At 72.2% G+C, this 25,993-nt stretch carries 26 protein-coding genes and 1 pseudogene; 15 read left to right on the top strand and 12 right to left on the bottom strand.

Translation table 11 applies throughout. The features are described 5' to 3' along the window. Nucleotides 1-2 precede the first annotated feature (2 nt). From ACF1DX_RS28685 to ACF1DX_RS28665, 5 genes are all read left to right on the top strand, one after another. Nucleotides 3-758 carry a (Fe-S)-binding protein gene (locus ACF1DX_RS28685; RefSeq protein ID WP_030863912.1) on the top strand — a complete coding sequence of 252 codons (756 nt, stop codon included), beginning with the start codon at nucleotides 3-5 and terminating at the stop codon, nucleotides 756-758. Continuing rightward, nucleotides 755-2,233, top strand: coding sequence for a LutB/LldF family L-lactate oxidation iron-sulfur protein (locus ACF1DX_RS28680; RefSeq protein ID WP_391794024.1), 1,479 nt, complete (start codon nucleotides 755-757; stop codon nucleotides 2,231-2,233). Before ACF1DX_RS28685 ends, ACF1DX_RS28680 begins: the two co-directional genes overlap by 4 nt. Then, nucleotides 2,230-2,871 (top strand): lactate utilization protein C, encoded by a 642-nt coding sequence (locus tag ACF1DX_RS28675; protein WP_391794023.1) that lies wholly within the window; start codon nucleotides 2,230-2,232, stop codon nucleotides 2,869-2,871. Before ACF1DX_RS28680 ends, ACF1DX_RS28675 begins: the two co-directional genes overlap by 4 nt. A gap of 123 nt (nucleotides 2,872-2,994) precedes the next feature. Then, nucleotides 2,995-3,780 (top strand): ABC transporter ATP-binding protein, encoded by a 786-nt coding sequence (locus ACF1DX_RS28670; protein ID WP_391794022.1) that lies wholly within the window; start codon nucleotides 2,995-2,997, stop codon nucleotides 3,778-3,780. A 3-nt stretch (nucleotides 3,781-3,783) separates the two neighbouring features. Continuing rightward, nucleotides 3,784-5,094, top strand: a complete 1,311-nt coding sequence (locus ACF1DX_RS28665) for an FtsX-like permease family protein (RefSeq protein WP_391794021.1) — start codon at nucleotides 3,784-3,786, stop codon at nucleotides 5,092-5,094. Nucleotides 5,095-5,272: 178 nt separating this feature from the next. Here the strand turns inward: ACF1DX_RS28665 and ACF1DX_RS28660 are convergent, their stop codons facing one another. Continuing rightward, entirely contained in the window at nucleotides 5,273-5,827 is a 555-nt protein-coding gene (locus ACF1DX_RS28660) for a hypothetical protein (protein WP_391794020.1), read from the bottom strand. A 645-nt stretch (nucleotides 5,828-6,472) separates the two neighbouring features. Here ACF1DX_RS28660 and ACF1DX_RS28655 point away from each other — a divergent pair. Together ACF1DX_RS28655 and ACF1DX_RS28650 are read left to right on the top strand one after the other, a co-directional pair. Beyond that, complete coding sequence (locus ACF1DX_RS28655; protein ID WP_391794019.1) at nucleotides 6,473-7,240, top strand: N-acetylmuramoyl-L-alanine amidase; 768 nt, start codon at nucleotides 6,473-6,475, stop codon at nucleotides 7,238-7,240. Nucleotides 7,241-7,242: 2 nt separating this feature from the next. Next, the gene (locus ACF1DX_RS28650; protein WP_391794018.1) at nucleotides 7,243-7,896 is read left to right on the top strand and encodes a M23 family metallopeptidase; all 654 of its coding nucleotides are present in this window, start codon (nucleotides 7,243-7,245) and stop codon (nucleotides 7,894-7,896) included. A gap of 50 nt (nucleotides 7,897-7,946) precedes the next feature. On the opposite strand, the gene ACF1DX_RS28645 is transcribed toward ACF1DX_RS28650, so the two are convergent. Both ACF1DX_RS28645 and ACF1DX_RS28640 read right to left on the bottom strand, forming a co-directional pair. Continuing rightward, nucleotides 7,947-9,095 carry a hypothetical protein gene (locus tag ACF1DX_RS28645; protein ID WP_391794017.1) on the bottom strand — a complete coding sequence of 383 codons (1,149 nt, stop codon included), beginning with the start codon at nucleotides 9,093-9,095 and terminating at the stop codon, nucleotides 7,947-7,949. A gap of 61 nt (nucleotides 9,096-9,156) precedes the next feature. After that, nucleotides 9,157-10,860 (bottom strand): hypothetical protein, encoded by a 1,704-nt coding sequence (locus tag ACF1DX_RS28640; protein ID WP_391794016.1) that lies wholly within the window; start codon nucleotides 10,858-10,860, stop codon nucleotides 9,157-9,159. A 271-nt stretch (nucleotides 10,861-11,131) separates the two neighbouring features. Between ACF1DX_RS28640 and ACF1DX_RS28635 the strand changes: the two are divergent. Further along, nucleotides 11,132-11,843, top strand: a pseudogene (locus ACF1DX_RS28635) (transposase); the annotation flags it as partial. A gap of 51 nt (nucleotides 11,844-11,894) precedes the next feature. Here the strand turns inward: ACF1DX_RS28635 and ACF1DX_RS28630 are convergent. From ACF1DX_RS28630 to ACF1DX_RS28610, 5 genes are all read right to left on the bottom strand, one after another. Further along, complete coding sequence (locus ACF1DX_RS28630; RefSeq protein WP_391794015.1) at nucleotides 11,895-12,254, bottom strand: cupin domain-containing protein; 360 nt, start codon at nucleotides 12,252-12,254, stop codon at nucleotides 11,895-11,897. 141 nt (nucleotides 12,255-12,395) lie between these two features. After that, nucleotides 12,396-13,373, bottom strand: a complete 978-nt coding sequence (locus ACF1DX_RS28625; protein ID WP_391794014.1) for a pyridoxal-phosphate dependent enzyme — start codon at nucleotides 13,371-13,373, stop codon at nucleotides 12,396-12,398. Continuing rightward, nucleotides 13,370-14,059 (bottom strand): transcriptional regulator, encoded by a 690-nt coding sequence (locus tag ACF1DX_RS28620; RefSeq protein ID WP_391794013.1) that lies wholly within the window; start codon nucleotides 14,057-14,059, stop codon nucleotides 13,370-13,372. The genes ACF1DX_RS28625 and ACF1DX_RS28620 overlap by 4 nt, the downstream gene beginning before the upstream one ends. 60 nt (nucleotides 14,060-14,119) lie before the next feature. Next, nucleotides 14,120-14,734 (bottom strand): sigma-70 family RNA polymerase sigma factor, encoded by a 615-nt coding sequence (locus tag ACF1DX_RS28615; protein WP_391794012.1) that lies wholly within the window; start codon nucleotides 14,732-14,734, stop codon nucleotides 14,120-14,122. 153 nt (nucleotides 14,735-14,887) lie between these two features. Continuing rightward, nucleotides 14,888-15,523 (bottom strand): hypothetical protein, encoded by a 636-nt coding sequence (locus ACF1DX_RS28610; protein ID WP_391794011.1) that lies wholly within the window; start codon nucleotides 15,521-15,523, stop codon nucleotides 14,888-14,890. A 252-nt stretch (nucleotides 15,524-15,775) separates the two neighbouring features. Here ACF1DX_RS28610 and ACF1DX_RS28605 point away from each other — a divergent pair, with 252 nt between their 5' ends. From ACF1DX_RS28605 to ACF1DX_RS28590, 4 genes are all read left to right on the top strand, one after another. After that, complete coding sequence (locus ACF1DX_RS28605; RefSeq protein WP_391794010.1) at nucleotides 15,776-16,612, top strand: CPBP family intramembrane glutamic endopeptidase; 837 nt, start codon at nucleotides 15,776-15,778, stop codon at nucleotides 16,610-16,612. Continuing rightward, entirely contained in the window at nucleotides 16,609-17,814 is a 1,206-nt protein-coding gene (locus ACF1DX_RS28600; protein WP_391794009.1) for a sensor histidine kinase, read from the top strand. Before ACF1DX_RS28605 ends, ACF1DX_RS28600 begins: the two co-directional genes overlap by 4 nt. Continuing rightward, a complete protein-coding gene (locus ACF1DX_RS28595) occupies nucleotides 17,811-18,473 on the top strand; it encodes a response regulator (protein WP_391794008.1) in 663 nt (220 codons plus the stop codon). The genes ACF1DX_RS28600 and ACF1DX_RS28595 overlap by 4 nt, the downstream gene beginning before the upstream one ends. 62 nt (nucleotides 18,474-18,535) lie before the next feature. Beyond that, nucleotides 18,536-18,883: a tetratricopeptide repeat protein gene (locus ACF1DX_RS28590; protein WP_085575228.1), complete on the top strand. Its 348-nt coding sequence runs from the start codon at nucleotides 18,536-18,538 to the stop codon at nucleotides 18,881-18,883. 49 nt (nucleotides 18,884-18,932) lie between these two features. Here ACF1DX_RS28590 and ACF1DX_RS28585 read toward each other — a convergent pair whose 3' ends face one another. Then, nucleotides 18,933-20,348 carry a PepSY-associated TM helix domain-containing protein gene (locus ACF1DX_RS28585; protein ID WP_391794007.1) on the bottom strand — a complete coding sequence of 472 codons (1,416 nt, stop codon included), beginning with the start codon at nucleotides 20,346-20,348 and terminating at the stop codon, nucleotides 18,933-18,935. Nucleotides 20,349-20,477: 129 nt separating this feature from the next. Between ACF1DX_RS28585 and ACF1DX_RS28580 the strand changes: the two genes are divergently transcribed. After that, entirely contained in the window at nucleotides 20,478-21,122 is a 645-nt protein-coding gene (locus tag ACF1DX_RS28580; RefSeq protein WP_391794006.1) for a peptide deformylase, read from the top strand. 174 nt (nucleotides 21,123-21,296) lie between these two features. On the opposite strand, the gene ACF1DX_RS28575 is transcribed toward ACF1DX_RS28580, so the two are convergent. Further along, nucleotides 21,297-22,742 (bottom strand): dihydrolipoyl dehydrogenase family protein, encoded by a 1,446-nt coding sequence (locus tag ACF1DX_RS28575; RefSeq protein ID WP_391794005.1) that lies wholly within the window; start codon nucleotides 22,740-22,742, stop codon nucleotides 21,297-21,299. Between the two features lie 118 nt (nucleotides 22,743-22,860). On the opposite strand from ACF1DX_RS28575, the gene trxA reads away from it, so the two are divergent. Continuing rightward, nucleotides 22,861-23,250 carry a thioredoxin gene (gene trxA / locus ACF1DX_RS28570; RefSeq protein WP_030821481.1) on the top strand — a complete coding sequence of 130 codons (390 nt, stop codon included), beginning with the start codon at nucleotides 22,861-22,863 and terminating at the stop codon, nucleotides 23,248-23,250. Between the two features lie 143 nt (nucleotides 23,251-23,393). Here trxA and ACF1DX_RS28565 read toward each other — a convergent pair whose 3' ends face one another. Further along, a complete protein-coding gene (locus tag ACF1DX_RS28565) occupies nucleotides 23,394-24,431 on the bottom strand; it encodes a LacI family DNA-binding transcriptional regulator (protein ID WP_391794004.1) in 1,038 nt (345 codons plus the stop codon). Between the two features lie 61 nt (nucleotides 24,432-24,492). Then, nucleotides 24,493-25,155, bottom strand: a complete 663-nt coding sequence (locus tag ACF1DX_RS28560) for a TetR/AcrR family transcriptional regulator (RefSeq protein ID WP_391794003.1) — start codon at nucleotides 25,153-25,155, stop codon at nucleotides 24,493-24,495. Between the two features lie 124 nt (nucleotides 25,156-25,279). On the opposite strand from ACF1DX_RS28560, the gene ACF1DX_RS28555 reads away from it, so the two are divergent. Continuing rightward, the gene (locus ACF1DX_RS28555; RefSeq protein WP_391794002.1) at nucleotides 25,280-25,843 is read left to right on the top strand and encodes an NADPH-dependent FMN reductase; all 564 of its coding nucleotides are present in this window, start codon (nucleotides 25,280-25,282) and stop codon (nucleotides 25,841-25,843) included. Nucleotides 25,844-25,993: the final 150 nt, after the last annotated feature.

Genomic DNA, 25,993 nt, shown 5'->3' with positions numbered 1-25,993 from the left:
CGATGCGTGTCGCACTGTTCCTGACCTGTGTCAACGACACGCTCTATCCGGACACCGGGCGCGCCGTGGTGAAACTCCTGACCAGGCTGGGCGTCGACGTCGACTTCCCGATGGCGCAGACGTGTTGTGGCCAGGCGCACTACAACACGGGCTACCGGCACGAGGCCGAGCCACTCGCCCGGCACTTCTCCGATGTCTTCAAGGACTACGAGGCGATCGTGACGCCGTCCGGGTCGTGCGGGGCGATGGTGCGGGAGCTGTATCCGCGGATGGGTGAGCGGGCCCGGGCGGAGGGCCGCGGGGACACCCTCGCGGCGACGCTGGCGCCGGTGGTGCCGAAGACGTACGAGCTGACGGAGTTCCTGGTGGACGTGCTGGGGGTGACGGACGTCGGGGCGTACTACCCGCACAAGGTGACCTACCACCCCACCTGTCACGGGCTGCGCGGTCTCGGTCTCGGCGAGCGGCCCCTGCGGCTGCTGCGGGCGGTGAAGGGGCTGGAGCTGGCCGAGCTGCCGGGCGCCGAGGAGTGCTGTGGCTTCGGCGGCACCTTCGCGCTGAAGAACTCCGACGTCTCGGCGGCGATGGGCACCGACAAGGTGCGCAACGCCGAGTCGACGGGCGCCGAGGTGCTGTGCGCGGCGGACAACTCCTGTCTGATGCACATCGGCGGAACGATGACCAGGCTGCGGACCGGCATGCGCCCGGTGCACATCGCGGAGATCCTGGCGAGCACGGAGGAGGAACCGGCCGTATGAGCGGGACGTATCTCGGGATGCCGGCGTTTCCCGAGGCCGCCCACGAGGCGGTCGGCAACGCGACGCTGCGCGGCAATCTGCGGCACGCCACGCACACCATCCGCGCCAAACGCGCCACCGCGGTCGCCGAGGTGTCCGACTGGACCGAGCTGCGCGAGGCCGGCAAACGGATCAAGGACCACACGCTCCGTCATCTCGACCGGTACCTCGAGCAGTTGGAGGAGTCGGTGACGGCGGCGGGCGGCACCGTGCACTGGGCCACGGACGCCGACGAGGCCAACCGGATCGTCGCCGGACTGGTGAAGGCGACCGGTGAGTCGGAGGTCGTCAAGGTCAAGTCGATGGCCACACAGGAGATCGGCCTCAACGAGGCCCTGGAGGCGGAGGGCATCGCCGCCTACGAGACCGATCTGGCCGAGCTGATCGTGCAGTTGGGCAAGGACCGGCCCTCGCACATCCTGGTGCCGGCGATCCACCGCAACCGCGGGGAGATCCGGGAGATCTTCGCCCGCGAGATGAGCGAGTGGGGCCGCCCCGCCCCCGAGGGGCTGACGGACACGCCCGCCGAACTCGCCGAGGCGGCCCGGCTGCACCTGCGGGAGAAGTTCCTGCGCGCCAAGGTGGGCGTCTCCGGCGCCAACTTCATGGTCGCCGAGACCGGCACGCTGGTGGTGGTGGAGTCCGAGGGCAACGGGCGGATGTGCCTGACCCTGCCCGAGACGCTGATCTCGGTCGTCGGCATCGAGAAGATCGTGCCGACCTGGCAGGACCTGGAGGTGTTCCTGCAGACCCTCCCCCGTTCCTCGACCGCCGAGCGGATGAACCCGTACACGAGCACCTGGACCGGCACCACCGACGAGGACGGCCCGCGCGACTTCCACCTGGTCCTGCTGGACAACGGCCGCACCGACACGCTCGCCGACGAGGTGGGCCGGCAGGCACTGCGCTGCATCCGCTGCTCGGCCTGTCTGAACGTGTGCCCGGTGTACGAGCGGGCCGGCGGCCACGCCTACGGCTCGGTCTACCCGGGCCCGATCGGCGCCATCCTCAGCCCTCAACTCCGGGGAACGGGGAGCGAGATCGACGCCTCCCTGCCGTACGCCTCGTCGCTGTGCGGGGCCTGCTACGAGGTGTGCCCGGTCGCCATCGACATCCCCGAGGTGCTGGTGCACCTGCGGGAGCGGGTGGCGCAGGGCGGGGAGGTGACCCGGGGCGGCAACAAGGTGGTGCTCAAGCCGGCCAAGGGGCACGCCGCCGAGCGTGCCGCGATGCGCGCCGCCCGCTGGGCGTTCACGTACCCCGGAGCCCTGCGCACCGGCCAGCGCCTCGCCTCGCGCACCCGCCGCCTCCATCCGCGCACCCTGCCGGGCCCCGGCCGGGCGTGGAGCGGGACCCGGGACCTGCCGCCGGTGCCGGCGGAACCGTTCCGGGACTGGTGGCAGCGTACGCGGAGCGGGAAGGGAGCGGCCAAGTGAGCAGCAGGGAACGGATCCTGGGCCGGGTACGGCGTGCCCTCGCCGACGTGCCGAAGGACGACACCCCGTACGAGCGGGCGGTCGTCCGTGACTACCTGCGCGAGCACGGTGAGCGCACCGTCGAGGAGACGGTGGACCTGCTCGCGGAGAACCTGGCCGACTACCGGGCCGTCGTGCACCGTACGGACGCGGCCGGGCTGGCCGGGGTGGTCGCCGGGCTGCTCGCGGCGCGCGGCGCGTCGTCGGTGCTGGTTCCGCCCGGCCTCGACGAGGGCTGGCTCGCCTCGACGGAGGTGACACGGGTGGCGGACCGGGCGGAGAGCACCCCGCAGGAGCTGGACCGGGTCGACAGCGTGGTCACCGCCTGCGCGATCGCCGTCGCCGAGACGGGCACGATCGTGCTGGACGGCTCCCCCGACCAGGGCCGGCGCCGGATCACCCTGATCCCCGACCACCACATCTGTGTGGTCCGGGTCCCGGACCAGGTCGTCTCCTCCGTCCCCCAGGCCCTCGAACGCCTCGACCCGGCCCGTCCGCTCACCTGGATCTCCGGCCCCTCGGCGACCAGCGACATCGAACTCGACCGGGTGGAGGGCGTGCACGGACCGCGCACGCTGGAGGTCGTGCTGGTCGGGTGAACCCCTCCGGGGGGTGTCCCTGACTACACCCCCCGATACGGGCTCTGCGCCCAGTGTGGTGCGGCCGTCTCCTCCGTAGCGTCTTCGACAGGGCACAGGACGTGCCGGACGGAGGAGATGACGATGTTTCGCAACGGGTCACGACGCGACCACGACACGGGACCCGCCCCCGAGGCGCTGCGGCTGGTGAAGGTCAGCAAGTCCTACGGGACGGCGGACAGCGCCGTGACCGCCCTCGACGAGGTGACGCTCGGCCTGGCGCGGGGCACGTTCACCGCGGTGATGGGGCCGTCCGGCTCGGGCAAGTCGACGCTGCTGCAGTGCGCGGCGGGTCTGGACCGTCCGGACAGCGGGATCGTGCGGGTCGACGGGACCGAGCTGACGGGCGGCGGCGAGGCGGAGCTGACGAGGTTCCGGCGCGGGCGGATCGGGTTCGTGTTCCAGCAGTACAACCTGCTGGAGACGCTGACCGTCGCGCAGAACACGGTGCTGCCGCTGAAGCTGGCCGGCAGGCGCGTGGACCGGAGGCGGGCCCGGGAGATCCTCACCGCCGTCGGCCTCGGCGACCGGCTCGGGCACCGGCCCGACCAGCTCTCCGGTGGTCAGCGGCAGCGCGTCGCGATCGCGCGGGCGCTGGTCACCGAACCCCGGGTGATCTTCGCGGACGAGCCGACCGGCGCCCTGGACACGCGCAGCGCGCGGGAGGTGCTGGCGCTGCTCCAGCGGGCGGTGCGGGTGCACGGGCGGACCGTGGTGATGGTGACGCACGACCCGGTCGCCGCCTCCTACGCCGACAGCGTGCTGTTCCTCGCCGACGGCCGGCTCGCCGGCCGGCTGGACGCGCCGACGGCGGACGCGGTGGCCGAGCGGCTGGCACACCTGGGCGACGACACGATGGCGGGGGTGTGAGCCGTGTTCGTACTGGCCCTGCGGTCGGTCCGGCATCGTCCCGGACGGTTCCTCGCGACGCTGCTGTCCGCCTTCCTGGGCGCGGCGATCATCATGGTGTTCCACTCGATGCACGACACGGCCGGGCAGCCGGGCGTGGACCCGGTGAGCTCCGACACCCTGGGCACGGCGGCCGGCGTCGTCGGCGGGTACGGCACGCTGCTGGTGTTCTTCGCCGTCGCCTCGACGCTGACGGTGAACGTGCGGCAGCGGACGGCCGAGCTGGAACTGCTGCGCTGCTCGGGGGCGACCCCGGCGCAGATCAAGCGGATGGTCGTGGGTGAGGCGGCGGCCGTGGCCCTGGTGGGCGCGGCGCTGGCGATCGGCCCGGCGATGCTCGGCGGGCGGGCGCTGCTGGACATGTTCCAGGACGGCGGCCAGGTCGCGCGGTCGGTCGAGTACTCCTTCGGGCCGATCGCGCTGCTGAGCGGCGTGGACATCACGCTGCTCGCGGCGGCGGGCGCCGCGTTCCTCGCCGTGCGGCGGGTGACGCGGCGCGGTAGGGAACGAGCGGGGGCACGGCGGCTCCTGACGTACGCCGCGCTGGCCACCGGCGCCGCGGGGGCCTGCGCCACCTTCTTCCTCTCCGCGACGGACGAGATGCTGATGGCGCCGGCCGCATACGGGGCGATCCTGCTGTCGGTCGGTCTCGCGCTGCTGTCGCCGCGGCTGCTGAGGGGCGTGCTCCACCGGCTGCCGCTGAGCGGTGCGAGCGGCTGGCTGGCCGTGCGCAACCTTCGTGAGCGGTCCGGGGAACTCGCCGGGATCCTGGTGCCGCTGATCATGTTCACGGCGGTGTCCACGGCGACGATCACCATGCAGGCGGTGGAGAGCGACGCCGTCGCGGCCTCGGGCCTGGTGAAGTCGGTCGACGCGAAGAACCTGGAGACGCTCAACCTCACGGTCGTCGGCATCATCGCCGTCTTCGTCTGCGTCATGCTGGTCAACTCGCTGTACGCGGCGACGACCTACCGCTCCCGTGAGTTCGGGCAGCAGCGCCTGGCGGGGGCGACTCCGGGGCAGGTGCTCGGTGTGGTGGGTACCGAGGGGGTGATCCTCACGGTCACGGGGGTGCTGCTCGGCACGTCGGCCGCGCTGGCCGGGGTCGTACCGTTCACGGTCGTCCGCACGGACGGGGTGCTGCCGGACCAGTTCCTCGGGACGTGGCTCGCCATGGTGTCGGTGACGGCGGTGGCGACCTTCGGGACGAGCCTGTCCACGGCCCGGCGCGTGCTGCGCACACCGGCGGTGCGGGCGGTCGCGCCGGCCGCGTGACTGGTCGGCCCCGGAGCGCCGGGGACCGCTCACCTCACCACCGGAGCAGGGAACTCACCGGGACGGCAGGTCCGAGCGCTCGGAGCGTGTGTCCTTCGCCGGAGAAGCCGTGACCGAGGGGATCGATCCGACAGAAGGGGCGGGCGATGTCCAGCTCGCGGGGGCCCTATTGGTTTCGTCAACCTGTTGCGGCGGGTTGACGAAACCAATGGAGGCACCCCCGGGAAAGAACGGGCCTGCCGAGATCGGGCTGCGGCCTGGAACGACGACTACGGCTTCGGCCGGGTGAACGCCTCTCAGGCCATCGCAATGGCCGTCCGGATGGGGCCGTGAACGACGCGGCACGTACGGTGTCGGCGTCCACGAGCTCACGGGGATCATCCACGGCACCGTCCGCCGCACCGACACCATCACCGAACTCGACCACGGCGGCCGGGCCGTCCCCGGCGGCTCCGGGAACCGCACCGGTTCGGCTGTCCCGCTCCACCATGTAGAACGGCAGGTCGAGAAGGAACTGCTTTTCGTCGGAGTCAGGGGTGTCGTCGAACGCCTTGAGCGCCTCCGCGTGGGCCTCGTCGGTCAGTGACCTGGCCCGCGCCCGTACGGTTTCGACGCATCCCGAGGCCGGCAGCTCACCGTGCATCCTCTGTGCTTCCTCCTCTGTGCGCTCGGCCCGGGTCTTACCCAGGAAGCGCTCCACCTGTGCCCGCTGCACGGCGGTACGGCTGCGCATGTATTCGATGAGGACGAGCGTGCGCTTGCCTTCCCACAGGCCCCCGGAGATCTCCTTGCCGTACCGCGAACAGGAGAACCGCCCACGCCGGGTTCGGACCGAGCGCCCACCGGCCGGCCATCAAGTGCCGCAGTGCCGGCAGGTTGGTCGCACCGCCGAAGGTTTTCCGGACCGGAGGTGTCCGGGCAGGTTCCGTTCCGGCGGGTCGAGCACGCTCTTCCTGCCGTCGCCGGCGAGGAGAGGGACGGGAAGCGTGCCGCGCACAGTCGGCCGAGTGATCAGGGATGGTGGCCGCCGCCCGGCGTCCGGGATCGGCAGTCGGCAGTCGGCAGTCGGCAGTCGGCAGTCGGCAGTCGGCAGAAGACTGACGCCGCTCGACCGTCGGTGCCGAGAGGAAACCCGAGGAAAGATGAATTCAAGATCCGTCCACCATGTTCCACGAGGCATTCACCGGTTCCGGTGTCCGCGTAAGATGGAAGGAGATCTGCGATTCGATGGCAACCGTGGTGAACATTACGGGTCCGACGCAGAGGGCAACCACTCCAGATTCGAGGCACTCCGGGAAAGCCGCGCGTTTCCTCCCCGTCCGACGCACCGGAATGACACGGCGCCGCGCGCGATCTCAGCAGACGGAAGGAGGCGGCGATGGCCAGGTACCGCGAAGCCACATGGCTCCCCATACCCGAAACCACCACCCAACCCCGCATCACCCCGACCCAGCTCATTCTGCACAGCACCGCCGCACCGTGGTCACCGAAGCGCCTGCGGGATTTCTGGAACGAGAGGGGCGTCACCACCGAGAGCCACTTCGGGGTCGGGTACGACGGGAAAGTCGGACAGTTCATGGACACCGGCGTCCGCGCCGATGCCAACGCGTCCGCGAACAACCGCGCCATCTCGGTCGAGACCGCAGCCGACACCGAGAACAGCGATCCCTGGACTCCCGACCAGATCGAGGCCCTGGTCGAGATCATGGTCTGGGCGCACCGGACGCACAGAATTCCGGCGCACGTCTGTCATTCCGACACCGATCCCGGATTCGGTATCCACCGCATGTTCAGGAAGTGGTCCCTCGACGGGACGGAATGCCCTGGAAACGCGCGTGCCAGGCAGTTCACCGACACGGTGTTCCCCAGGTTCCTGGAATCCCTCGGGGACGCCCCGGCACCGGCCGGCCCCATCGTGGAACTGGAGAACCTGAGGTACGGAAAGACCAATGGAGACGTCACCGACCTCCAAAGGGCCCTCATCAGGCGCGGAGAGAAGATACCCGCCGGAGCGACCGGGTACTACGGGGACCAGACCAGGGCCGCCGTCGCGTCCTTCCAGAGGAAACAGGGCTGGACCGGCGCCGACGCGGACGGCATTCCGGGAACCGAGACCTGCGCACTCCTCGACCTCAGGGTGGCGTAGTCATGGCAACCACGATCAACTACTCGCACGTCGCGTTCGGCAGGAAGGATTCCTGTGTCCAGGCCTTCCAGAAAGCCCTGATCGCCAAAGGATACAAGATCGCGAACGGGGCGACCGGGTACTACGGGGACCAGACCAGGGCCGCCGTCGCGTCCTTCCAGAGGAAACAGGGCTGGACCGGCGCCGACGCGGACGGTCTGCCCGGACCCCAGACCTTCACCAAGCTGGGTCTCGCCAACAGTTCCCAGCACCCCGGAGGCGGAGGGGGTGGACGAGTGCCCTCCCCCGTCCCCCGATACTCCGTCAGTTACCCCTACGGTGTTCCCAACCCCCGGTACATAGCCGGCTACCACACGGGGAACGACTACGCGGCTCCCCGTGGCACCAAGGTCGTGGCGGTCCGGGACGGGACCATAGAGTGGTCCAACGACAACGGCGGCGCGTACGGTCGGTGGGTGGGCCTGCGCGTCGGCAACGGCCGTACGTACGTCTACTGTCACCTGTCCGATCGCTCGGTGCGGGCCGGGAACAAGGTCAGGGCGGGCCAGGAGATCGGCGCGGTGGGCTCCTCGGGCAAGACCAACGGCCCCCATCTGCACTTCGAGGACCGGCCTCACGGCGGAGGCTACGGAGCGGTCCGCAAACCCACCTGGTGACCTTGGCAGACCGGGCCCCCGGCCACCGGGGGGCCGGCCGCCGGTGTGCTTCAGGCGACGCGGGAGGACCGGCGGGAGAGGGCGGGCCTCGGGTCGAGGAAGTCACCGTAGGCCGAGAAGGCTTCCGCGGTGAACGCCTCCTCGGGCACGTCGGCCCGGCGGAACTCCACGCAGGAGGTCTGGGGTTCCGCCGTGCTCGCGCCGAAACGGCAGGCGATCCCGGTGAGCCTGATGGTGATGAAGTCCGCGATCTGGGAACCGAACCGGATGGGCCTGCCGGCGATGGTGATGTCCCCGACGCCGAAACCCTTCTCCGGTGGCACCTGGTAGACGGCCCTGACGCGGTGCTCCGCGTCCCCCCTGAGATAGGTCCAGTAGCTCTTGGGATCGGACCCGTCGGGCGTCTCCCAGCCGTCGGTGGACAGGTCGTCGAAGTACAGGCCGACGGGATCGGCGAGGGTGATGTCGGCTCTCCGGCGGGCGAGGGCGTTGACGCCGGCACCGATGTGGGGGTCGCTGTTGCGGTCGGGGGCTCCGTACTTGCCGCAGGCGATGAGCTCCTGTTCGGTGGTCAGCTCCGTACCGTCGACGACGCGCCGGATGGTGGCCGCGGCGGCCAGCTCGATCTCGGCGCCGAGGGTGTTGTTGCGCTGGATGAGGTGCATGGCGCCGTGGCTCGTGGAGTCGTTCCACTTGTTGCGTGGCCGGTATCGGCCGGTGGGGGAGAACAGGTCCTCCGGACGGACGTCAGGACTGATGTGGTGCCGGTAGAGCTCGATGAGCTTCTGCGGGTTGGTCTCCGCGAGCACCTCCCAGTACTCGGGGCCTTCACAGGTGAACGTGACCTGTGTGATCTTGTTCGTGCTGTCGCGCGTGACGCTCCATTCGCAGTACTCGTCCTGGACGTCGCGGCTGGCGTCGGCGCGTTCCCACCGCTGGACGTCGGAGTTTGACGTGATCTTGACGGTACGGGGGAACGCGGTCCAGCTGATGGTCGCCAGGGTGGCGTCCTCGGCTGTGTCCGTGCTGGTCAGGTTGTAGAACTGGGGTCTCGGACTGTTGTGCAGCACCTCGTGGGGGTCGGGTCCGGTGATGGACGTGTCCACCGTGTCCGAGATGAAGGCGTTCCACGCCTTGCGGCCGAAGTCGTCGAGGTCGTCGAGGTTTCCCGGAGGGGCGTAGGCATCGAGTTTCGTCATGGTCCGTTCCTTCCTTCCGTACGAAGCGGACGGCGTGGTGGCCGAGCGCATGGGCGGTGGTTCAGGGCAGGGGGACGGTGGTGGCGTCCTCGCGCATCGCCAGCGGCGGCACGTCGGCGGAGATGTCGGTGACCGGCAGGGTCAGCTGGAACTCGTTCAGCCTCATGGCCCGGAACCGCCGACGGCGGGATTCGGCGAGGCGGACGCAGTCGTCGAAACCGTCTTCGGTGCGGACCCGCGCTGCGGCCGTGCGCAGGTAGGCGTCCACGCGTTGTCCGAACACCGCCCGCCAGGCGTCGTCGGGCACCTGCCAGTGCGCGGCGAAGCGGCCCTCGGGGCTGTCGGCGGGCAGGTCGCGTGCGGCATCCGTGATGGCCAGGGCCATCCGGTCGCACAGCGCCGAGGGCTCGGTCGCCACGGTGGGCGCGTAGCGCATGAGATGTGCGCGGGGCAGGCTGAAGACCGGATTGGGGAAATCGACCATCAGCACGCAGGCGGCGAACTTCGCCGAGAGCAGCCCGTTGCGGATCATCTGCCGTACCACTTCGTTGTCCTCGTGAGCGGCCTCGGGCACCACGAAGGCGAAGAAGGTGTCGCCGGGCCGGCGGAAGGCGATACCGCCGTCCTCGGCCCGCTCCTCCAGCCGGAAGCCGAACCGGGTCAGGCTCGCGCGGTACCGGGCGGCGGGTACCGCGGGCGGTGCGGCCCGCGTCGTCAGGCCGAGGTCGTCCAGGAGGACATCCTGATTGAGCCAGAACCCCATGGGGAGCACCAGGTCGGACGACTCCGGGGTGATGACGCTGCTCTGTCTGTCCGTGCTGGCGAGGTTGACGGTGGTGGTGGTGAACAGGTGGCGGAGCAGGCGGTCGGGATGTTCGACGACGCCGTTCGCGGTGACCGCGGCGAGTCGCGCGGCCGTCCATCTGGTGACCAGCGACCTGACGGTCAGCTCCAGCTTCTGGGCACCTGTGACCTGCTGGTAGAGAGGATCACGGCGCAGCGGGTCGTCGTCGGCCAGCCGGATCGTGGCCCTCTCGGACTGCCAGTTGATCCAGGGGATCCTGAGTTCCTTCATCACGGCGCTTCCGTTGACATGGCTGTCGAAACAGCCCTTGCCGCGGGAGTCCGGCTCCAGGGCGTCCCAGGAGTTGCCCGCCCACACCCAGGCCGGGCCGAGGCGCATATAGAAGTTGAAGACCTTCGCCTCAGGGTCCCAGGCCGCGACCTGGAGGAACGCCGCGGCCTGGTCGCCGCCGGCCTGGGTGCTGATCAGCAGGTCCGGCTGGCCGGCCCGCACGGCCACGGTGATGGCGAAGCGCAGGTCGCGGTGGAGTCCGGGAGCGGTGTCCGGCGCGATCTGCCCGGCTTCACCGACCAGGTACACCCGCCGAGAGGCGGCGACCGTCCCCGGCAGTCCGGACAACAGCTCATGCACCGTCATCGGGAACACGCTCTTGTGGAAGAACTCGGTGGCCATCGGGTCGTTCAGGCCGGCGAGCTCTTCCGCGCTCACCGGTCGTGCCTGCTCGTCCCTGCCGCTGACCCTGCGGTACAGCTGCCCTGCCACCAGCGCGGAGGGGTCGGTTCCGCAGGCCTCGTCGGCCCCGTCGTGTCCCGTCTCAGCCGCTTCCGGAAGTGCCGTCTCAGCGGCCCTGCGGTCACTCTCGAGCGTGCCGTCGGCGGTCGGCCGGCGCCACGCGGTCGTCCGCCGCACCTGGCTGCGCTCGTGGTGCACGACGATCCTCCCGCCGAATGCCTTTGACACGAAAATCCTTGTTCATCCCGCTTCAGGAATTCTCATGGCCGCACGGGCCGATGGCCACCGCGGTGCTCCGAGCTGATGACCTCGCTCTCGTCCCGCAGGCCACTCCCGCCGTGCCGACGGCGGCCCCGGCATCCCGCTCCGGGGACCGGGCGGGCCGCCCGCGCGGGTTCCGGCCGATACCGCGTGCGGGCACGGGGCCTCCCGCCGCGCGGCGGGAGGCCCCGTGCCCGCGGTCCCCCGGGAATTCGCTCGGCCGCGGCGGACGGTACCGGTGGTCCGGCGCGGACCGCCTCCGCCGCGGGACGTCTCTCCCGGACGCCGGGCGCTCCGGGGTGCGCGCTCATGGGCTCGTCCCGGGAGTCCTCCGAAAGCCCCTGACGGGTCCGCCGGAGCGTCGAGGCCGTGCCGGCGTATCGGTCATGACCTGCCGGCGGCGCCCGACGGCCTGGAACGAGGCCGGGGTGCGGGGAAGACGCATCAGGTGCCGCTGATGAGGCTGCGGTCGGCGAAACGACCGGACTGGTCGCGGGCGGTGATCGGCTCTTCCCACGTGCGGGCGGCCCGGCGCGGCCCAGAAGCGGTCCCAGCCCGGTCGACCGCGCCCGGCCGGGCAGTAAGCGCCACGTCCTCACCGACGGCCGGGGCATCCCGCTCGCGGTGTCGCTGACCGGCGGAAACCGCAGGCGACGTCACCCAGCTCCTGCCCCTGCCGGACGAGGTCCCACCGGTCGCCGGCGTCGTCGGCAGGCCACGGCGAAGGCCGGACATGCTCTTCGCGGACCGCGACCACGACACGTACCGACGGCTGCTGCCGAAACGCGGTATCCGGCCCGTGATCGCCGAAGGTGGCCAGCCGCACGACTCCGGCCTGGGCGTCTTCCGCCAGGTCGTGGAGCGCACCATCTCCTGAGCCGCACGGCTTCCGCCGCCTGCGGATCCGCTGGGAGAGGCGCGACGACATCCACGGGGCCTTCCTCGGCCTTGTCACCCGCCTCATCACCCATCGACACGTCCAACGCCTTTATCAGGACCTCTCAGTCGGCCTTGGCGTATTCCTGGGCCATGCCGCCCGCGAAGTCGTGCACCACGACCTGGTCGTCGCCGACGACCCACGCGTCGTGGCCCGGTGCGCAGACGAAGACGTCGCCGGGGCCGACCTCCTGCTCCGCGCCGTCGTCCATGCGGATGTGCATGCGGCCCCGGACGACATAGCCGTTGTGGTGGATCCGGCAGCTCTCCGTCCCCGCGATGGGACCGACGGACTCGGACCAGCGCCACCCGGGCTCGAAGGTGGCCACGGCGAAGTCCAGCCCTGTCATGTGGACGGCTTCCAGGTGTCCCCTGGGGAAGTCGCGCCTCTCGTCCGGCTTGTCCATCGTCTTGATCTCGAGCATGACCCTGTTCCCTTCCGACCGTCTCCCTGCACGGCCGGGTCCGGTCTCCGTCCGCCTCGCACGGCACCGGCGGGGGCCGGGCCCCACCACTCCATCGTCCGCCTGTCCACTCGGGGCCGCCATTCGGGTGAAGCCGGTCCGTCAGTCGCCCGGACCGCAGAGCCGGGCGAAGCGGCCGGCGTCGATGTTGCCGCCGGACAGGATCAGGCCGACGCGGGGCGGGAGGGGGCCCGCGCGGCCGGTGAGCAGTGCGGCGAGCGGGGTGGCGCCGCTCGGCTCCAGGACGATCTTCAGCCGCTCGAAGGCGAACCGCATCGCGTCCCTGATCTCGTCGTCGCCGACCAGCACGATCCCGTCCAGGAGCCGCCGGTTGAGGGAGAACGTCAGCTCGCCCGGGGTGTGCAGGGCCTGGCCGTCGGCGATGGTGCGCGGGACCGGGATGCTGACGCGCCGGCCCGCCTCCAGGGACCTCTTGGTGTCGTCGCCGGCCTCCGGCTCCACGCCGATCACCCGGGTCGCGGGGTGCAGGCCCTTGACGGCGGTGGCGCTTCCGGCGATCAGCCCCCCGCCCCCGACCGGCGCGAGCAGAGCCCCCAACTCCCCTGTTTCTTCGACGAGTTCGAGGGCCGCCGTGCCCTGCCCCGCGATGACGTGCGGGTGCTCGTAGGGCGGGATGAGGGTCAGGCCCCGCTCGGCGGCGAGGGCCTCGGCGACGGCGACACGGTCGCCGCTGTAGCGGTCGTAGGTGACGATCTCGGCGCCGTACCCCTCGGTGGCCGCCCGCTTCGACGGCGGGGCGTCCTCGGGCATGACGATGACGGCGGTGGTGCCCAGCTCCCGGGCGGCCAGGGCGATGGCCTGGGCGTGGTTCCCGGAGGAGTAGGCGGCGACGCCCCGGGAGAGCCGGTCGGGGGTGAGCCGGGAGGCCGCGTTGTAGGCGCCGCGGAACTTGAAGGCGCCCACCCGCTGGAAGTTCTCGCACTTGAGGTGGACCTCGGCGCCGACGAGCGCGTCCAGGGTGCGGGAGCGCAGCACGGGCGTGCGGTGGGCGACGCCCTTGAGGCGTTCGGCGGCGGAGAGGACGTCGTCGAGGGTGACCGGCGGGGTGGTGGTCGTCACGGGGTGCCTCCAGCGGGGGTCGGGTCGGTCGTCGTCCGGGACTGGGAGAGGTAGCTGTACGCGGAGGCACGGGAGATGCCGAGCCGGCCGGCGACCTGCTCGACCGCGCGCCGTACGGCGAAGACACCCCGGGCGTCCAGGTCCCGGAACAGCCGCAGCCGTTCCTCGCGGTCCAGCTGGGCCCAGCCCCGCTGCCGCAGCGGCTGGTGGTCGTCGACGATGGCCTCGACCACGGAGTCGATGTCGTCGCCGAAGGTGGTCGTCGGCGGTTCGGCCGGGCCGCCGACGAGGCCGGCGAGCGCACCGAGCAGGGTGTGCGCCTGACTCACGGCGGTGACGTCGACGTTGACGCACAGGGCGCCGAACACCGCTCCCGTGGAGTCCCGCAACGCCATGGTGGAGGACTTCACGAGGGTGCCGGTCGCGGTCCGGGTGAGGTAGTTGAGCTCGTCGGCGGCCTCGTCGCCGCGGGCGAGCATCCGCATGCCGATCTCGCTCATCGCTCCGCCGACCGTCCGCCCGGTCACGGAGCCGGCCACGGCGACCACCGATTCCTCCGGGCGCCGGTAGTCGTGCAGCACCACCTCGCAGACCGGCCCGAACGTCGCGGCGATCCCGTCGACGACCGGTGCCAGCGCGGCGAGGATCGCCTCCCGTCCGGCGTCCAGGTCTTCCGCGGCCGCCATGGCCCACCTCCTGTCGGCGTCACCATTCTTCGTCAGACTACACGTCCAGACGTTGGACTGTCAGTCCAGGCGTGTGTCGGGTACGGCCGTGCCCGCCTCCTCGGCCTCGGCGATGAGGGCGGTGAGCGTCATCCGCGCGCGGGCCACGCGGGAGCGGACCGTGCCGACCGGGCAGTCGCCGAGCGCCGCCGCCTCGGTGTACGGCAGTCCGAGGAGCTGTGTGAGGACGAACGCCTCGCGGCGCTCCTCCGGGAGGCGGTCCAGCAGGTCGAGCAGCACGATGCCGTCGTCGAATCCGGGCAGCCCGCGCGGCTGGGCCCGTTCGACGGTCAGCTGCCAGTCGGACACCTCGGCCTTCCGGGGCCGTACGGCCGTGTACCGGTGACTGTCGGCGACCGCGCGGCGGGCGATGGCCAGCAGCCAGGTGCGGGCCGAGGAGCGTCCCTCGAACCGGTGCAGGCTGCCGAGTGCCCTCAGGAACGTGTCCTGGGTCAGATCGTCCACCGCCTGCGGGTCGGCGCACAGATGGGCGACGTAGCGGATGACGTCACGGTGCAGGGCGCGGACGAAGCGGTCGACGGCGTCGGAGTCACCGCCGCGCGCGGCCAGCGCCCAGGCCGTCGCCGCGTCGTCGGTGGGTCTTCCGGCAGGGGTGGGCAGGGTGGAAGTGATCACCTGAGGTCCTTCGCGGGAGAACCGGGAACCACGGGCGTGCGCGGACCCGGTCGGCGGGGATGCGGCCGCGGGCGGTACGCGGAGCAGGGCTGTACCGGCACACGGCCGGAGCCCGGGGCGCGCAGGGGCGGCCCGGGGTGTCACCGGCTGCCGTCAGACGGCAGCGGCCCCGGCGGGCGGACCGCGCGAGGTGATCGCGTGGACGAGGAGGAGGAGACGCGGCGCGCGGTCCGAGCGGCGGCGCCGGCGGACGCGGGGGGACGGACGGCTCGGCGGCACCGGCGCGAGGAACAGCGGCCGCACCGGGGCGGCCAGCCATCCGCCGACGGTCCGCAGCACCCGGAACACCGCCCGCTCGCCGTACCCGAGCCACAGGCCGCACAGCAGCGCGGCCAGCAGGTGGGCGGCGAGCATGCCGGCGGAGGAGTCACCGGAGGGCGCCATGTGCCCCTCCATGCCCGTACCGGTCCCCATGGGCATGGGCATGGAGTGCATGCCGTGCGGCACCGCGCTCCCGTCCATGGGGTCGGCGTGGGCGGGCTCCACCAGGGAGAAGGCCGTGTGCAGAATCGTCTGGGCGGCGACGGCGACGGCGGTGATCAACGGCAGTCCGCGCTCACGCCCCGCGAGTCCCCAGCCCAGGGCACCGGTCACGGCCCAGCCGGCCGCCAGCGTCCGGAGGGGAACGTGGTCGCCGGACATCATGACGTGCCCCAGGGCGGCGAGCACGACACAGACGGCCGCGAACACCGCGGCCCGTCCCGTGCGAGCACCCCACCCAGCAGTCATGGCCCCTCATCGTCGCATCCGGGCGCCCACCGGCCACCCGTGGATACGGTCCCTCCCACGCCCGCAACTCATTCCCCGGCATGTGATCCAGAACACCTTTGCCGGGCACCGGAGTCGGCCCGTGACCACGTCCGTCCCCCGAGCGAGCTACGGGCAAGTGTCCACTGCACGGTGACGATTCCCGGCCGCCGGATCCGTAGCGTCCGTTGCGACACGCGGCACCGGGCCGTGGATCCGACGAAGGAGTCATCGATGAGAGTGGTCTGGCAGATCCTGGCCGTGGCGGCGATCTCCGCCATAGGGGGACAGAGCGTGAACGCGGTGCGGGACAACCCGTGGCTCACGCTCGCCCTCGGAACGCTGACCGCCGTGCTCTCGGTGCCGGTCTACCGGTGGGTGGTGGGGCGGACCGAGCGCCGGCCGGTCACGGAGCTGGACCCGGCCGGTGCCGCGCCGGCGTTCGGCCGGGGGACGCTGATCGGCGTCGTGATGTTCGGCATGGTCATCACGAACCTCTTCACCTCCGGGAACTACGAGGTGCACGGCCTGGGTTCGCTGAGCGGCACGGCCGGACTGTTCGGCTTCATGGCCGCCGCCGCCGTCACCGAGGAACTGCTGTTCCGCGGGGTGCTGTTCCGGATCGTCGAGGAGTATCTGGGCACCTGGATCGCGCTGACGCTGACCGCGCTGCTGTTCGGCCTGGCGCACCTGCCCAACCCGGACGCCACGGTGTGGGGCGCCTTCGCCATCGCGATCGAGGCCGGTGGCATGCTCGCCGCCGCGTACGTCGCCACCCGCAACCTGTGGGTACCGATCGGCGTGCACTTCGGCTGGAACTTCGCCGCGGGCGGCATCTTCAGCACCGTGGTCTCGGGCAACGACACCGAGCAGGGACTGCTGGACTCCACGGTGTCGGGCAACAAGTGGATCACCGGTGGTGACTTCGGCCCGGAGGGGAGCGTGTACTCGGTGCTGTTCGGTGTGCTGCTGACGATCGGGTTCCTGTGGCTGGCCCACCGGCGCGGCAATCTGGTGCCCCGCCGCCGACGCGCGGAGCGGATCGACGCCACCGCTAGACTGCCCCGGTGACCGCTCCTCACCGGCTCCGGGAACGGTGGCACCGGCTGGACGTCACCGTCAGGGATCTTCTGCTCGGGCTGCTCGTCCTCTCGTTGTCGCTGTGGCCGGACTTCCAGAACCACGGGACGCTCCTCGGCGGCGTTCCGGAGCGTCCCTTCGACGCCCTCGCCTTCGTGGCGGTGGCCCTCCAGGCCCTTCCGCTCGCCGTGCGCCGGCGGTGGCCGGCCGTCTGTCTCGCCCTGGTGGTGGCCGGGTTCGCCCTCGACCAGCTCCGCGGCTACCACTCCCCCGCGGGCATCGCGCTGCCCATCGCGCTGCTGAGCACCGGGGCGTACCTGGAGCGGTACCGGCGCACCACCGCGGTCCTGTGCACCGTCGCCTACGTGGCGCTGACGGTCACGTTCCACCGGCTGGGTCCGGGCGAGCCGGCGAGCGAGTTCGTGACGTTCTACCTGGCGGTGGCCCTCGCCTGGGGCATCGGGGCGTGGCTGCGCTCCACCCGGATCGCTGAGGCCGAGCGCCGGCGCCGTGTCGCCGAGGACTCCCGGACCGCCGAACGCGCCCGGATCGCCCGCGAGTTGCACGACGTGGTGACCCATCATGTGACGGCCATGGTCGTGCAGGCCGAGGCGGCCCGCTATCTGACCGCCGCGCCCGACCGGCTGGACCGGACACTGACCGCCGTGACCGACACCGGCCGTCGGGCCATCACCGACCTGCGGCACCTGCTCGACCTGCTCAACCCCGACCACGGCCCCGGGGCCAGGACACCGCCGGCCGGCCGGCTCCTCACGCTGGTGGAGCAGACCCGCCGGGCCGGGCAGCCGGTGGAGTTCACCGAGGAGGGCACGCCGGCGGCGTCGACCGGCAGCGCCGATCTCGTCGCCTACCGGGTCGTGCAGGAGGCCCTGACGAACGCCCTCAAGTACGCCCACGGCGGCGCCACCCGGGTCGTGGTGCGGCACAGCGAACGGCAGATCACCGTGGAGGTCGGCACGGACGGTTCCGGCACCCCGGTGTCCTCCTCCCCCGGCGGGAGCGGCCGGGGCCTGGCGGGTCTGCGGGAGCGCGTCGACGTCCTGGGCGGCGACTTCAGCGCGGGACCGGAGGCGGGTGGCGGCTTCGTCGTACGGGCCCGCATACCGACGGGGAACACGGTGACGGCGGGGGCGACGGCGGAGAACACGGTACCGACGGGGAACACGGCATGACCGCACCGATCCGGGTCCTGGTCTGCGACGACCAGATGCTGATCCGCACCGGCCTGGTGACCATCATCGACGCCCAGCCCGACCTGGAGGTGGCCGGCGAGTGCGGTGACGGGCAGGCCGCCGTCGACCTCGCCGGCCGGCTCCGTCCGGACGTCGTGGTGATGGACGTACGCATGCCGGTGCTCGACGGCATCGAGGCCACCCGTCTGCTGGCCGGCGCGGGGGTGCCGCATCCGGTGAAGGTGCTCGTGGTGACGACGTTCAACCTGGACGAGTACGTCTACGAGGCGCTGCGCGCGGGGGCGAGCGGGTTCCTGCTCAAGGACGCGCCGCCGGACCGGCTGCTCCACGGCATCCGGACCGTGGCCATGGGCGCGGCGCTGCTGGACCCGGAGGTGACCCGCCAACTCGTGGGCCGGTACGCCGCCCGGATCCGCCCCGCCGAGGGCGGGGCGCCGCGGGACCTCCCCCTGACCCCCCGCGAACTGGAGGTTCTCCGCCTCATCGCGGACGGCCTGTCCAACAGCGAGATCGCCGCGGCCCTGCTGATCAGTCAGGAGACCGTGAAGACCTTCGTCTCCCGCATCCTCGCCAAACTCGGCCTGCGCGACCGCGTCCAGGCCGTGGTCTACGCCTACCGCCAGGGCCTGGCGACCTGACCGGCCGGTGCGTGGAATACGGGGCCGTCCGGGCCCGTTGTCGGCCTCGAAGGAGGCCAGAAGTGGACACCACGTACTACGACCACGGGACGCCGGCCGAGCGCTGGGAGCGCGCCGGGATGTTCTTCGACGCCAAGGACTACGCCGCCGCCGCGCGCGTTCTCGGCGGGCTGGTCGAGGAGGTGCCGGAGCAGACCGGGCCGCGGCTGCTGCTGGCGCGCGCCTACTACCACTCGGCGCAACTGCGGCGCGCGGAGGCGGAGCTGAGGGTCGTCGTGGAGCGTGACCCGGTGGAGCACTACGCCCGGCTGATGCTGGGGCGCACCCTCCAGCGGCAGGGACGGGACGACGAGGCCCGGCCGCACCTGCGGATCGCCGCCGCGCTGGGCGGCTCCTTCGACGAGGAGTGAGGGCGGGCCGGTGCCCGGTTCCCCGCGACGGGGAGCCGGGCACCGTGCGTCAGCGCGCCGCCGTGCCGCTCGTGTACGTCCGCCGGCCCCGGCGGTGGGCCACCTCCCCGAGCACGATGTCGACGGCGAGGAACACCGCCAGGGGGATGCCGAGGAGCGGGACGAAGTAGCCCAGGACGGCGATCGCCGCCAGCAGGGGGACGAGTACGTACGGCGGCACCTGCTGCCAGGCCCCGCGCGGGACCGGCCGGCCGAAGGCGGAGCCGCGGCCCCGCTGCCACCACATGCGGTAGCCCCACAGGATCAGCAGGATCAGGGTGAGGGCCAGGGCCATCAGGGCGATCTGGTTCACCAGACCGAACAGGTTGCCGGTGTGCAGGTCGATGCCCCAGCGGGTGAGTTTCGCGAGGACCGGGTAGTCGTCGAACCGCAGGACGTCGGTGACCTCGCCGGAGGCGGGGTCGACGGCGACCGAGTCCTGCTTCTCGGGCCAGCTGCGCTGGATCTGCCGTACGACGTACGCGGACTTCTCGTCGGCGGGCGGCACGATCTCCACCGGGTCGCCCAGGCCCTCGGCCCGTGCCGCCCCGAGGACCTTGTCCAGGCCGACCCCGTGCGCCGCGTCGCCCGCCGTACCGCCGGCCGCGTCGTGGCCCGCGTGTTCGCCGGCCGCCTCGGCCGACACCGAGGGGGTCTCCTGGCCGAGGGAGGTGCGCAGCTCGCCGATGTTCGCGCCGGCGTAGGTGGACCAGGTCAGGCCGGTCGCCGAGAGGAAGACGAAGCCGGCCGCGGCCCACACGCCCACCCCGCCGTGCAGGGCCAGCGTGCGGCGCCGCCCACTGGTGCCGCGCAGCTTGCGCAGGGCGCGGCGCCGGGAGAACCACAGCACCAGTCCGCCGCCCGCGATCACCCACAGCCAGCTGGCGGCGAACTCACTGTAGAGGCGGCCCGGTTCGCCCAGGTGCAGATCGCGGTGGAACTCGTCGATCCAGGTGCGCAGGGGCAGCGCACCCGTGGAACCGTACTGTTCCAGTTCGCCGCGCACCTTCGCGGTGTACGGGTCGACGAACACGGCCAGGGTGTGGTCGGGGTCCACACCCGGTGTGCCGGACAGCATCACCCTGGTGGTGGCGTCCGCCTCGGGTGAGGGGCGTACGGCGGAGACCGTGCCCTCGGGGTGGGCCTCGCGGGCGGCGGCCACCTGCTCGGACACGGGCAGCTTCCGGTCGCCGACGGGAACGGTCAGCTCGTGGTCGTAGACGATCTTCTCGGCCTGGAAGGAGGCGGCGTACAGCAGGCCGGTGAGGGCGGCGACGAGGAGGAACGGCGCGACCAGGACGCCCGCGTAGAAGTGCAGGCGCAGGACGAGGGGGCGCAGGCCGGTCCGGGCGCTCTTCGCGGGTGCGGGTTCGGGGGCGGGGGGTTTCGGTGCCTCGTCCGTGGGGGTCGAGGGAGCGGTGGTCATCGGTGGGGTTCTCCCGGGGGCGTCTCGGCGGGCGGGGTGGTGGTGCAGTAGTCGGGGCGGCGGGGCGTCCGGTTCCCGGGAGTTGCATGTGACCTGCGCCACACGCGGGAGGCGTGCGATCCTGACGGGATGGGAACTCCGGACGATCGCGCGCCCCTGGCCGAGCGGGTCGAGCAACTGCTCGCCGTGAAAGGGCCGTTGCCCATAGTCGCGGCCGGTGACCCGGTGCTGCGCGGTGGTACCGAGCCGTACGACGGGCAGTTGGGGCCCGAGCTGCTGGCCCGGTTCGTGGCGGCGCTGCGGGTCACCATGCGCGCGGCGCCGGGCGTCGGGCTGGCCGCGCCGCAGGTCGGGGTGGGGCTGCGGATCGCGGTGATCGAGGATCCGGCACCGGTCCCGGAGGAGGTGCGCCTCGCGCGCGGGCGGGTGCCGCAGCCGTTCCGGGTGCTGGTCAATCCGGTGTACGAGCCGGTCGGCACCCGGCGGGCCGGGTTCTTCGAGGGGTGCCTGAGCGTGCCGGGGTACCAGGCGGTGGTGGCACGGCCCGCCGAGGTGCGGCTGCGGGGGCAGGACGAGCACGGGCGGGCGCTGGACGAGGTGTTCACCGGCTGGCCCGCGCGGATCGTGCAGCACGAGACGGACCACCTCGACGGCACGTTGTACCTCGACCGGTCCGAGCCGCGCTCACTGTCGTCCAACCGGTTCGTGATGGAACGCTGGTCGCAGCCGACGCCGGAGCGGGCGGCCCGGGAGCTCGGCTTCGAGCTGCCGTGACCGCGTCCCGGTCGGCGTCGGCGTCGGCGTCGGCGTCGGCCCAAGGGTGGTTCGCCCCCGCCGCCCCTTCCCTTCCCGTCCCTGGGGGCTTCGCCCCCAGCTCCCCATCGGCCCTGAACGGGCCTCGTCCTCAAACTCCCCCAGAGGGGGTACCCCCGGACGGGCTGGTTGTGGTCAGGCGTCCCGGTAGGCCTCCAGGAGGCGGAGCCAGACCTCGCTGATCGTCGGGTAGGACGGGACCGCGTGCCACAGGCGGGCGACCGGGACCTGGGCGGCGACGGCGATGGTCGCGGAGTGGATGAGTTCGCCGACGCCGGGGCCGACGAGGGTGAGGCCGCGCAGGATCTCCTCCTCGAGGTCGACGATCATGCGGGCGCGGCCCTTGTAGCCGTCGGCGTACAGGGCGGCGCCGGCGACCGAGGACAGGTCGACGTCGACGGCGCGGACGCGGTGGCCCGCCCGCTGCGCCTCGGACAGGGTGAGGCCGACGGAGGCCGCCTCCGGGTCGGTGAAGACGACCTGGGGGACGGCGGCGTGGTCGGCGGTGGCGGCGTGCGCGCCCCAGTCCTCCGCGGATACGGGCTCCCCGGCGGCCCGGGTGACGATGGCGGCGCCCGCGATCCGGGCCTGGTACTTGCCCTGGTGGGTGAGGAGGGCCCGGTGGTTGACGTCGCCGACGGCGTACAGCCAGTCATGGCCGGTGACACGGAGGCTGTCGTCCACGGTGAGCCAGGAGCCGGGCTCCAGGCCGATCGTCTCCAGGCCGATGTCGTCGGTGCGGGGGGCCCGGCCGGTGGCGAAGAGGATCTCGTCGGCCTCGATCCGGTCACCGTCGTCGGTGACGACCAGGACCGTGCCGTTCTCCCTGGTCACCGACTTCACGGAGGTACCGGTGCGGATCTGCGCGCCGGCCTCGGTGAGCGCCTCGGCGACCATCTCGCCGGCGAACGGCTCCATGCGGTTCAGCAGGCTCTCGCCGCGGACGAGGACGGTGACCCGCGAGCCGAGGGCCTGCCAGGCGCAGGCCATCTCGGTGGCGACGACCCCGCCGCCGACCACGACCAGCCGGCCGGGCACGGACTGCGCGCCGGTGGCCTCGCGGCTGGTCCAGGGCCGGACCCCGTCGAGTCCGGGCAGGTCGGGCAGCCGGGCGCGGCTGCCGGTGCAGACGGCGACGGCGTGCCGGGCGGTGAGGACCCGCCTGCCGCCGCCGGCGTCCGTGACGGTGACGGTGCGCGGGCCGGTGAGCCGTCCCCGGCCGCGGTACAGGTCGGCTCCGGTGCCCTCCAGCCACCGGACCTGGCCGTCGTCCTTCCAGTCGGAGGTGAAGGAGTTCCGGCGGGCGAGTACGGCGTCGGCGTCCAGGGGCCCCTGGACGGACCGGCTCAGGCCGGGGAGGCGCAGGGCGTCGGCCCGGGCGATGACCGGGCGCAGCAGGGCCTTGCTGGGCATGCACGCCCAGTAGGAGCACTCGCCGCCGACCAGTTCGCTCTCCACGACCGCGGTGGTGAGTCCGGCGGCGCGGGTGCGGTCGGCGACGTTCTCGCCCACGGGTCCGGCGCCGAGCACCACGACGTCGTAGGCGGTTGATTCCGGTTGCGTCGATTGCGTTTCCGTCATGGCGTCAGTCTGGTGGGTGGTGTGCGCTGTGGCCACATGGGTAGGGGCGCGGAATACGTGACCGCCCGGCCGTGTTGTGCCGACGGCCCGACCCGACCCCAGGAAGAGGGAACGCGCGATGAGCAGCACCGTGGAGCTCACCAAGGAGAACTTCGACCGGACGGTCACGGACAACGAGTTCGTACTGATCGACTTCTGGGCGGCCTGGTGCGGTCCGTGCCGCCAGTTCGCGCCGGTGTACGAGAAGGCGGCGGAGGAGAACCCGGACCTGGTGTTCGGCAAGGTGGACACCGAGGCGCAGCCGGAGCTGGCCGCGGCCTTCGGCATCCAGTCGATCCCGACGCTGATGATCGTGCGTGACCAGGTCGCCGTGTTCGCCCAGCCGGGTGCGCTGCCCGAGGCCGCTCTGACGGACGTCATCGGGCAGGCCCGCAAGCTGGACATGGACGACGTCCGCAAGCAGATCGCCGAGCAGCAGGCGCAGCAGGGGGAGGCGCCGGGCGCCTGAGACGGCCTCGGCGGCGGTGAGGGGGCGGTGGGGCGGGTTCTCGCCCCCGCCGCCCCTTCCCGTCCCTGGGGGCTCCGCCCCCAGATCCCCGTTCGCGCCCACGCGGCGGAGCCGCACATCAGCACAGCCCCGCGCCCCTTCAGTCAGCTGGACTCGCGTCGGACCACCGACGCCCCCAGCACCTTGTGGGCCTCGGGGGCCGTGGCCGGGTCGCGTACCGCTCGGTCGACCAGTCCGGCCAGTTCGCGGCCGGACGGCAGTTCCAGGTGGACGGTGCTCAGGCGGGGGCGCAGCAGTCGGCCCAGCATCAGGTTGTCGGCGCCGATGACGGCGGTCTCCTCCGGGATGCGGACGCCCTCGTCCTGGAGCGCTCGCATCAGCAGCATCGCGTACTCGTCGTTGTACGTGAATACGGCGTCGAGGCCGAGCTCGCGCCAGCGGGCGGCCAGCCGGGCGGCGGCGCCCTCGTCGTGCGCCAGGGGCAGCTCGGTGACCGTGGCGTCGGTGCCGCGCAGGGCGGCGCGCACGCCGGCCAGGCGGGGCGCGGAGAACGCCTCCAGGCCGGGCTCCCTCGGGACGACCACGCCGATCCGGCGGCGGCCCCGGTCGAAGAGGTGGGCGCCGGCGCTGTGCCCGACGACGTCGTGGTCCATGAGCAGGGCGTGCGCACCCTCGACGGGCTCGGGACCGAGGGTGACGACGGCCCGCGCCCCGGAGCGTTTGAGCACCTCGACGCCGCGCGGGCCGAGCCCGGAGCCGGGTACCAGGACCGCCACGGGCCGCAGCTCGGCCCAGGCGCGGGCGGCCTCGTCGTCGTGCAGGCCGACGGTGCCGTACTGCACGACCGTGTAGTCGAGGCCGGCGAGGGAGCTCTGGAGATCGTTGATGAACTGGCTGTAGAGCGGTCCGACGGGGAAGGCGGGCGCGGGCATCAGGACCGTACGACTGTGTCCGGCGCGCAGGCTGCGGGCCGCCGCGTGCGGCACGTACCCGAGTTCCTTCGCGGCCTCGCGGACCCGGCGGCGGGTGGGCTCGCTGATCCGGACGGCACCGGCGTTGTTCAGGACGTAGGAGACGGTCGCGCGCGAGACGCCGGCCAGGCGGGCCACATCGGCACTCGTGGGTACGGAGCGCGTCGGTGCGGGGGACGCGGGCGCGGGCGTGTTCGTTATCTGCACCATGACGTACGGCATCCTTGCAGAAGCCGTAACCGGGCATTCAGGCGGGTGAGTTGATACACCGTCAGCGGCCGGGCGCCTGGCCCGTCACCCGGTCGACCAGGTCCAGCCACGCGGACTCCAGCCGCTCCGGCGGCATGCCGCACTGACGTATCAGGTGGTGGATCAGGGCGGGGTCGAGCTGGGCCATCAGCGTGTGGGCGAGGAGCTCGCAGTCCGCGCCCGGGACCGCCTCACGCAGCAGCAGGGCCACGTGGTGGCGCAGGACGCGGCGGGGCGGGCTGGTGAAGCGGCGGCCGGCTTCCGGTTCGGCCGCCAGTTGCAGTTCCAGCTCCTCGGCGGTGCGGCGGAGCATCGCGAGGCCGAAGGCGCGCAGCCGTTCGACCGGGGGCGCGCCCGGCCCGAGCGGCGGGGGTCCGGTGAGGAAGGCGGCCTGGAACTTCTTCTCGGAGTGGTCGAGGAGGGCGGTGAGCAGACCGGTGCGGTCGCCGAAGCGGCGGAAGACCGTCCCCTTGCCCACGCGGGCCGCCGCCGCGACCTCCTCCATGGTGATGCCGTCGGCCCCGCGCTCGGCCACGAGCAGCGCGGCCGCCTCCAGCAGGCGGGCCCGGTTGCGCGCGGCGTCGGCGCGCAGGCAGGGCTCGTCGGGGTCGGTGCCGAGTTGCGGCAACTCCTGCGGCTGTACGGGGTCCTGGGATGCCGGGACGGGCGGCGGCGCGGCGGACATGAAGCCAGCGTAAAGCATCGGGAAGAAACTGGACCGCGGTCCGGTTAGGATGCTACAAAGAAGAAACGGACCCCGGTCCGGATTGTTTCGGCAATATTTCAGCGCCCCCCCCTGGAGTTTCCCCATGTCTGTTCGCATCCTCGCCCTCGTCGGCAGCCTCCGCGCCGGTTCGCACAACCGTCAGCTCGCCGAGGCCGCCGTCAAGCTCGCCCCCGCGGGCGCCGAGGTGGCGCTCTACGAAGGGCTCGCGGAGATCCCCTTCTACAACGAGGACATCGACGTCGAGGGCACCGTGCCGGCCGCCGCCGTCACGCTGCGCGAGGCCGCCGCCGGCGCCGACGCGCTGCTGCTCTTCACGCCCGAGTACAACGGCACGATGCCGGCCGTCCTGAAGAACGCCATCGACTGGCTGTCCCGCCCCTACGGCGCCGGCGCCATCAGCGGCAAGCCGGTCGTCGTGATCGGTACCGCCTTCGGCCAGTACGGCGGTGTCTGGGCCCACGACGACGCCCGCAAGTCCGTGGGCATCGCGGGTGGCAAGGTGATCGAGGACATCAAGCTCTCCATCCCCGGCTCGGTGACCCGCTTCGCCGAGACCCACCCGGCCGACGACGACGAGGTCGCCGCCCAGCTGACCGAGGTCATCACCCGCCTCCACGGCCTCGCCGGCGAGCCGGCCGCGGCCTGAACCACCCCGAAGGGGCCGGAGCACTCGCTCCGGCCCCTTCACCGTTTCCGCCCCGCCGCTCGCACCCCCGGAGAGGCTGGACATCAGCCCCTCCGGGGGTGCCTCCTCCGGGGGAGGTCGAGCAGCGGGGTCCGGGGCGGAGCCCCGGGT

It is taken from the genome of Streptomyces sp. NPDC014676 (assembly GCF_043084105.1).
Lineage (GTDB): Bacteria > Actinomycetota > Actinomycetes > Streptomycetales > Streptomycetaceae > Streptomyces.
Note: the sequence above shows the minus strand (reverse complement) of the source record. Positions and strands in the feature narration are given on the sequence as shown.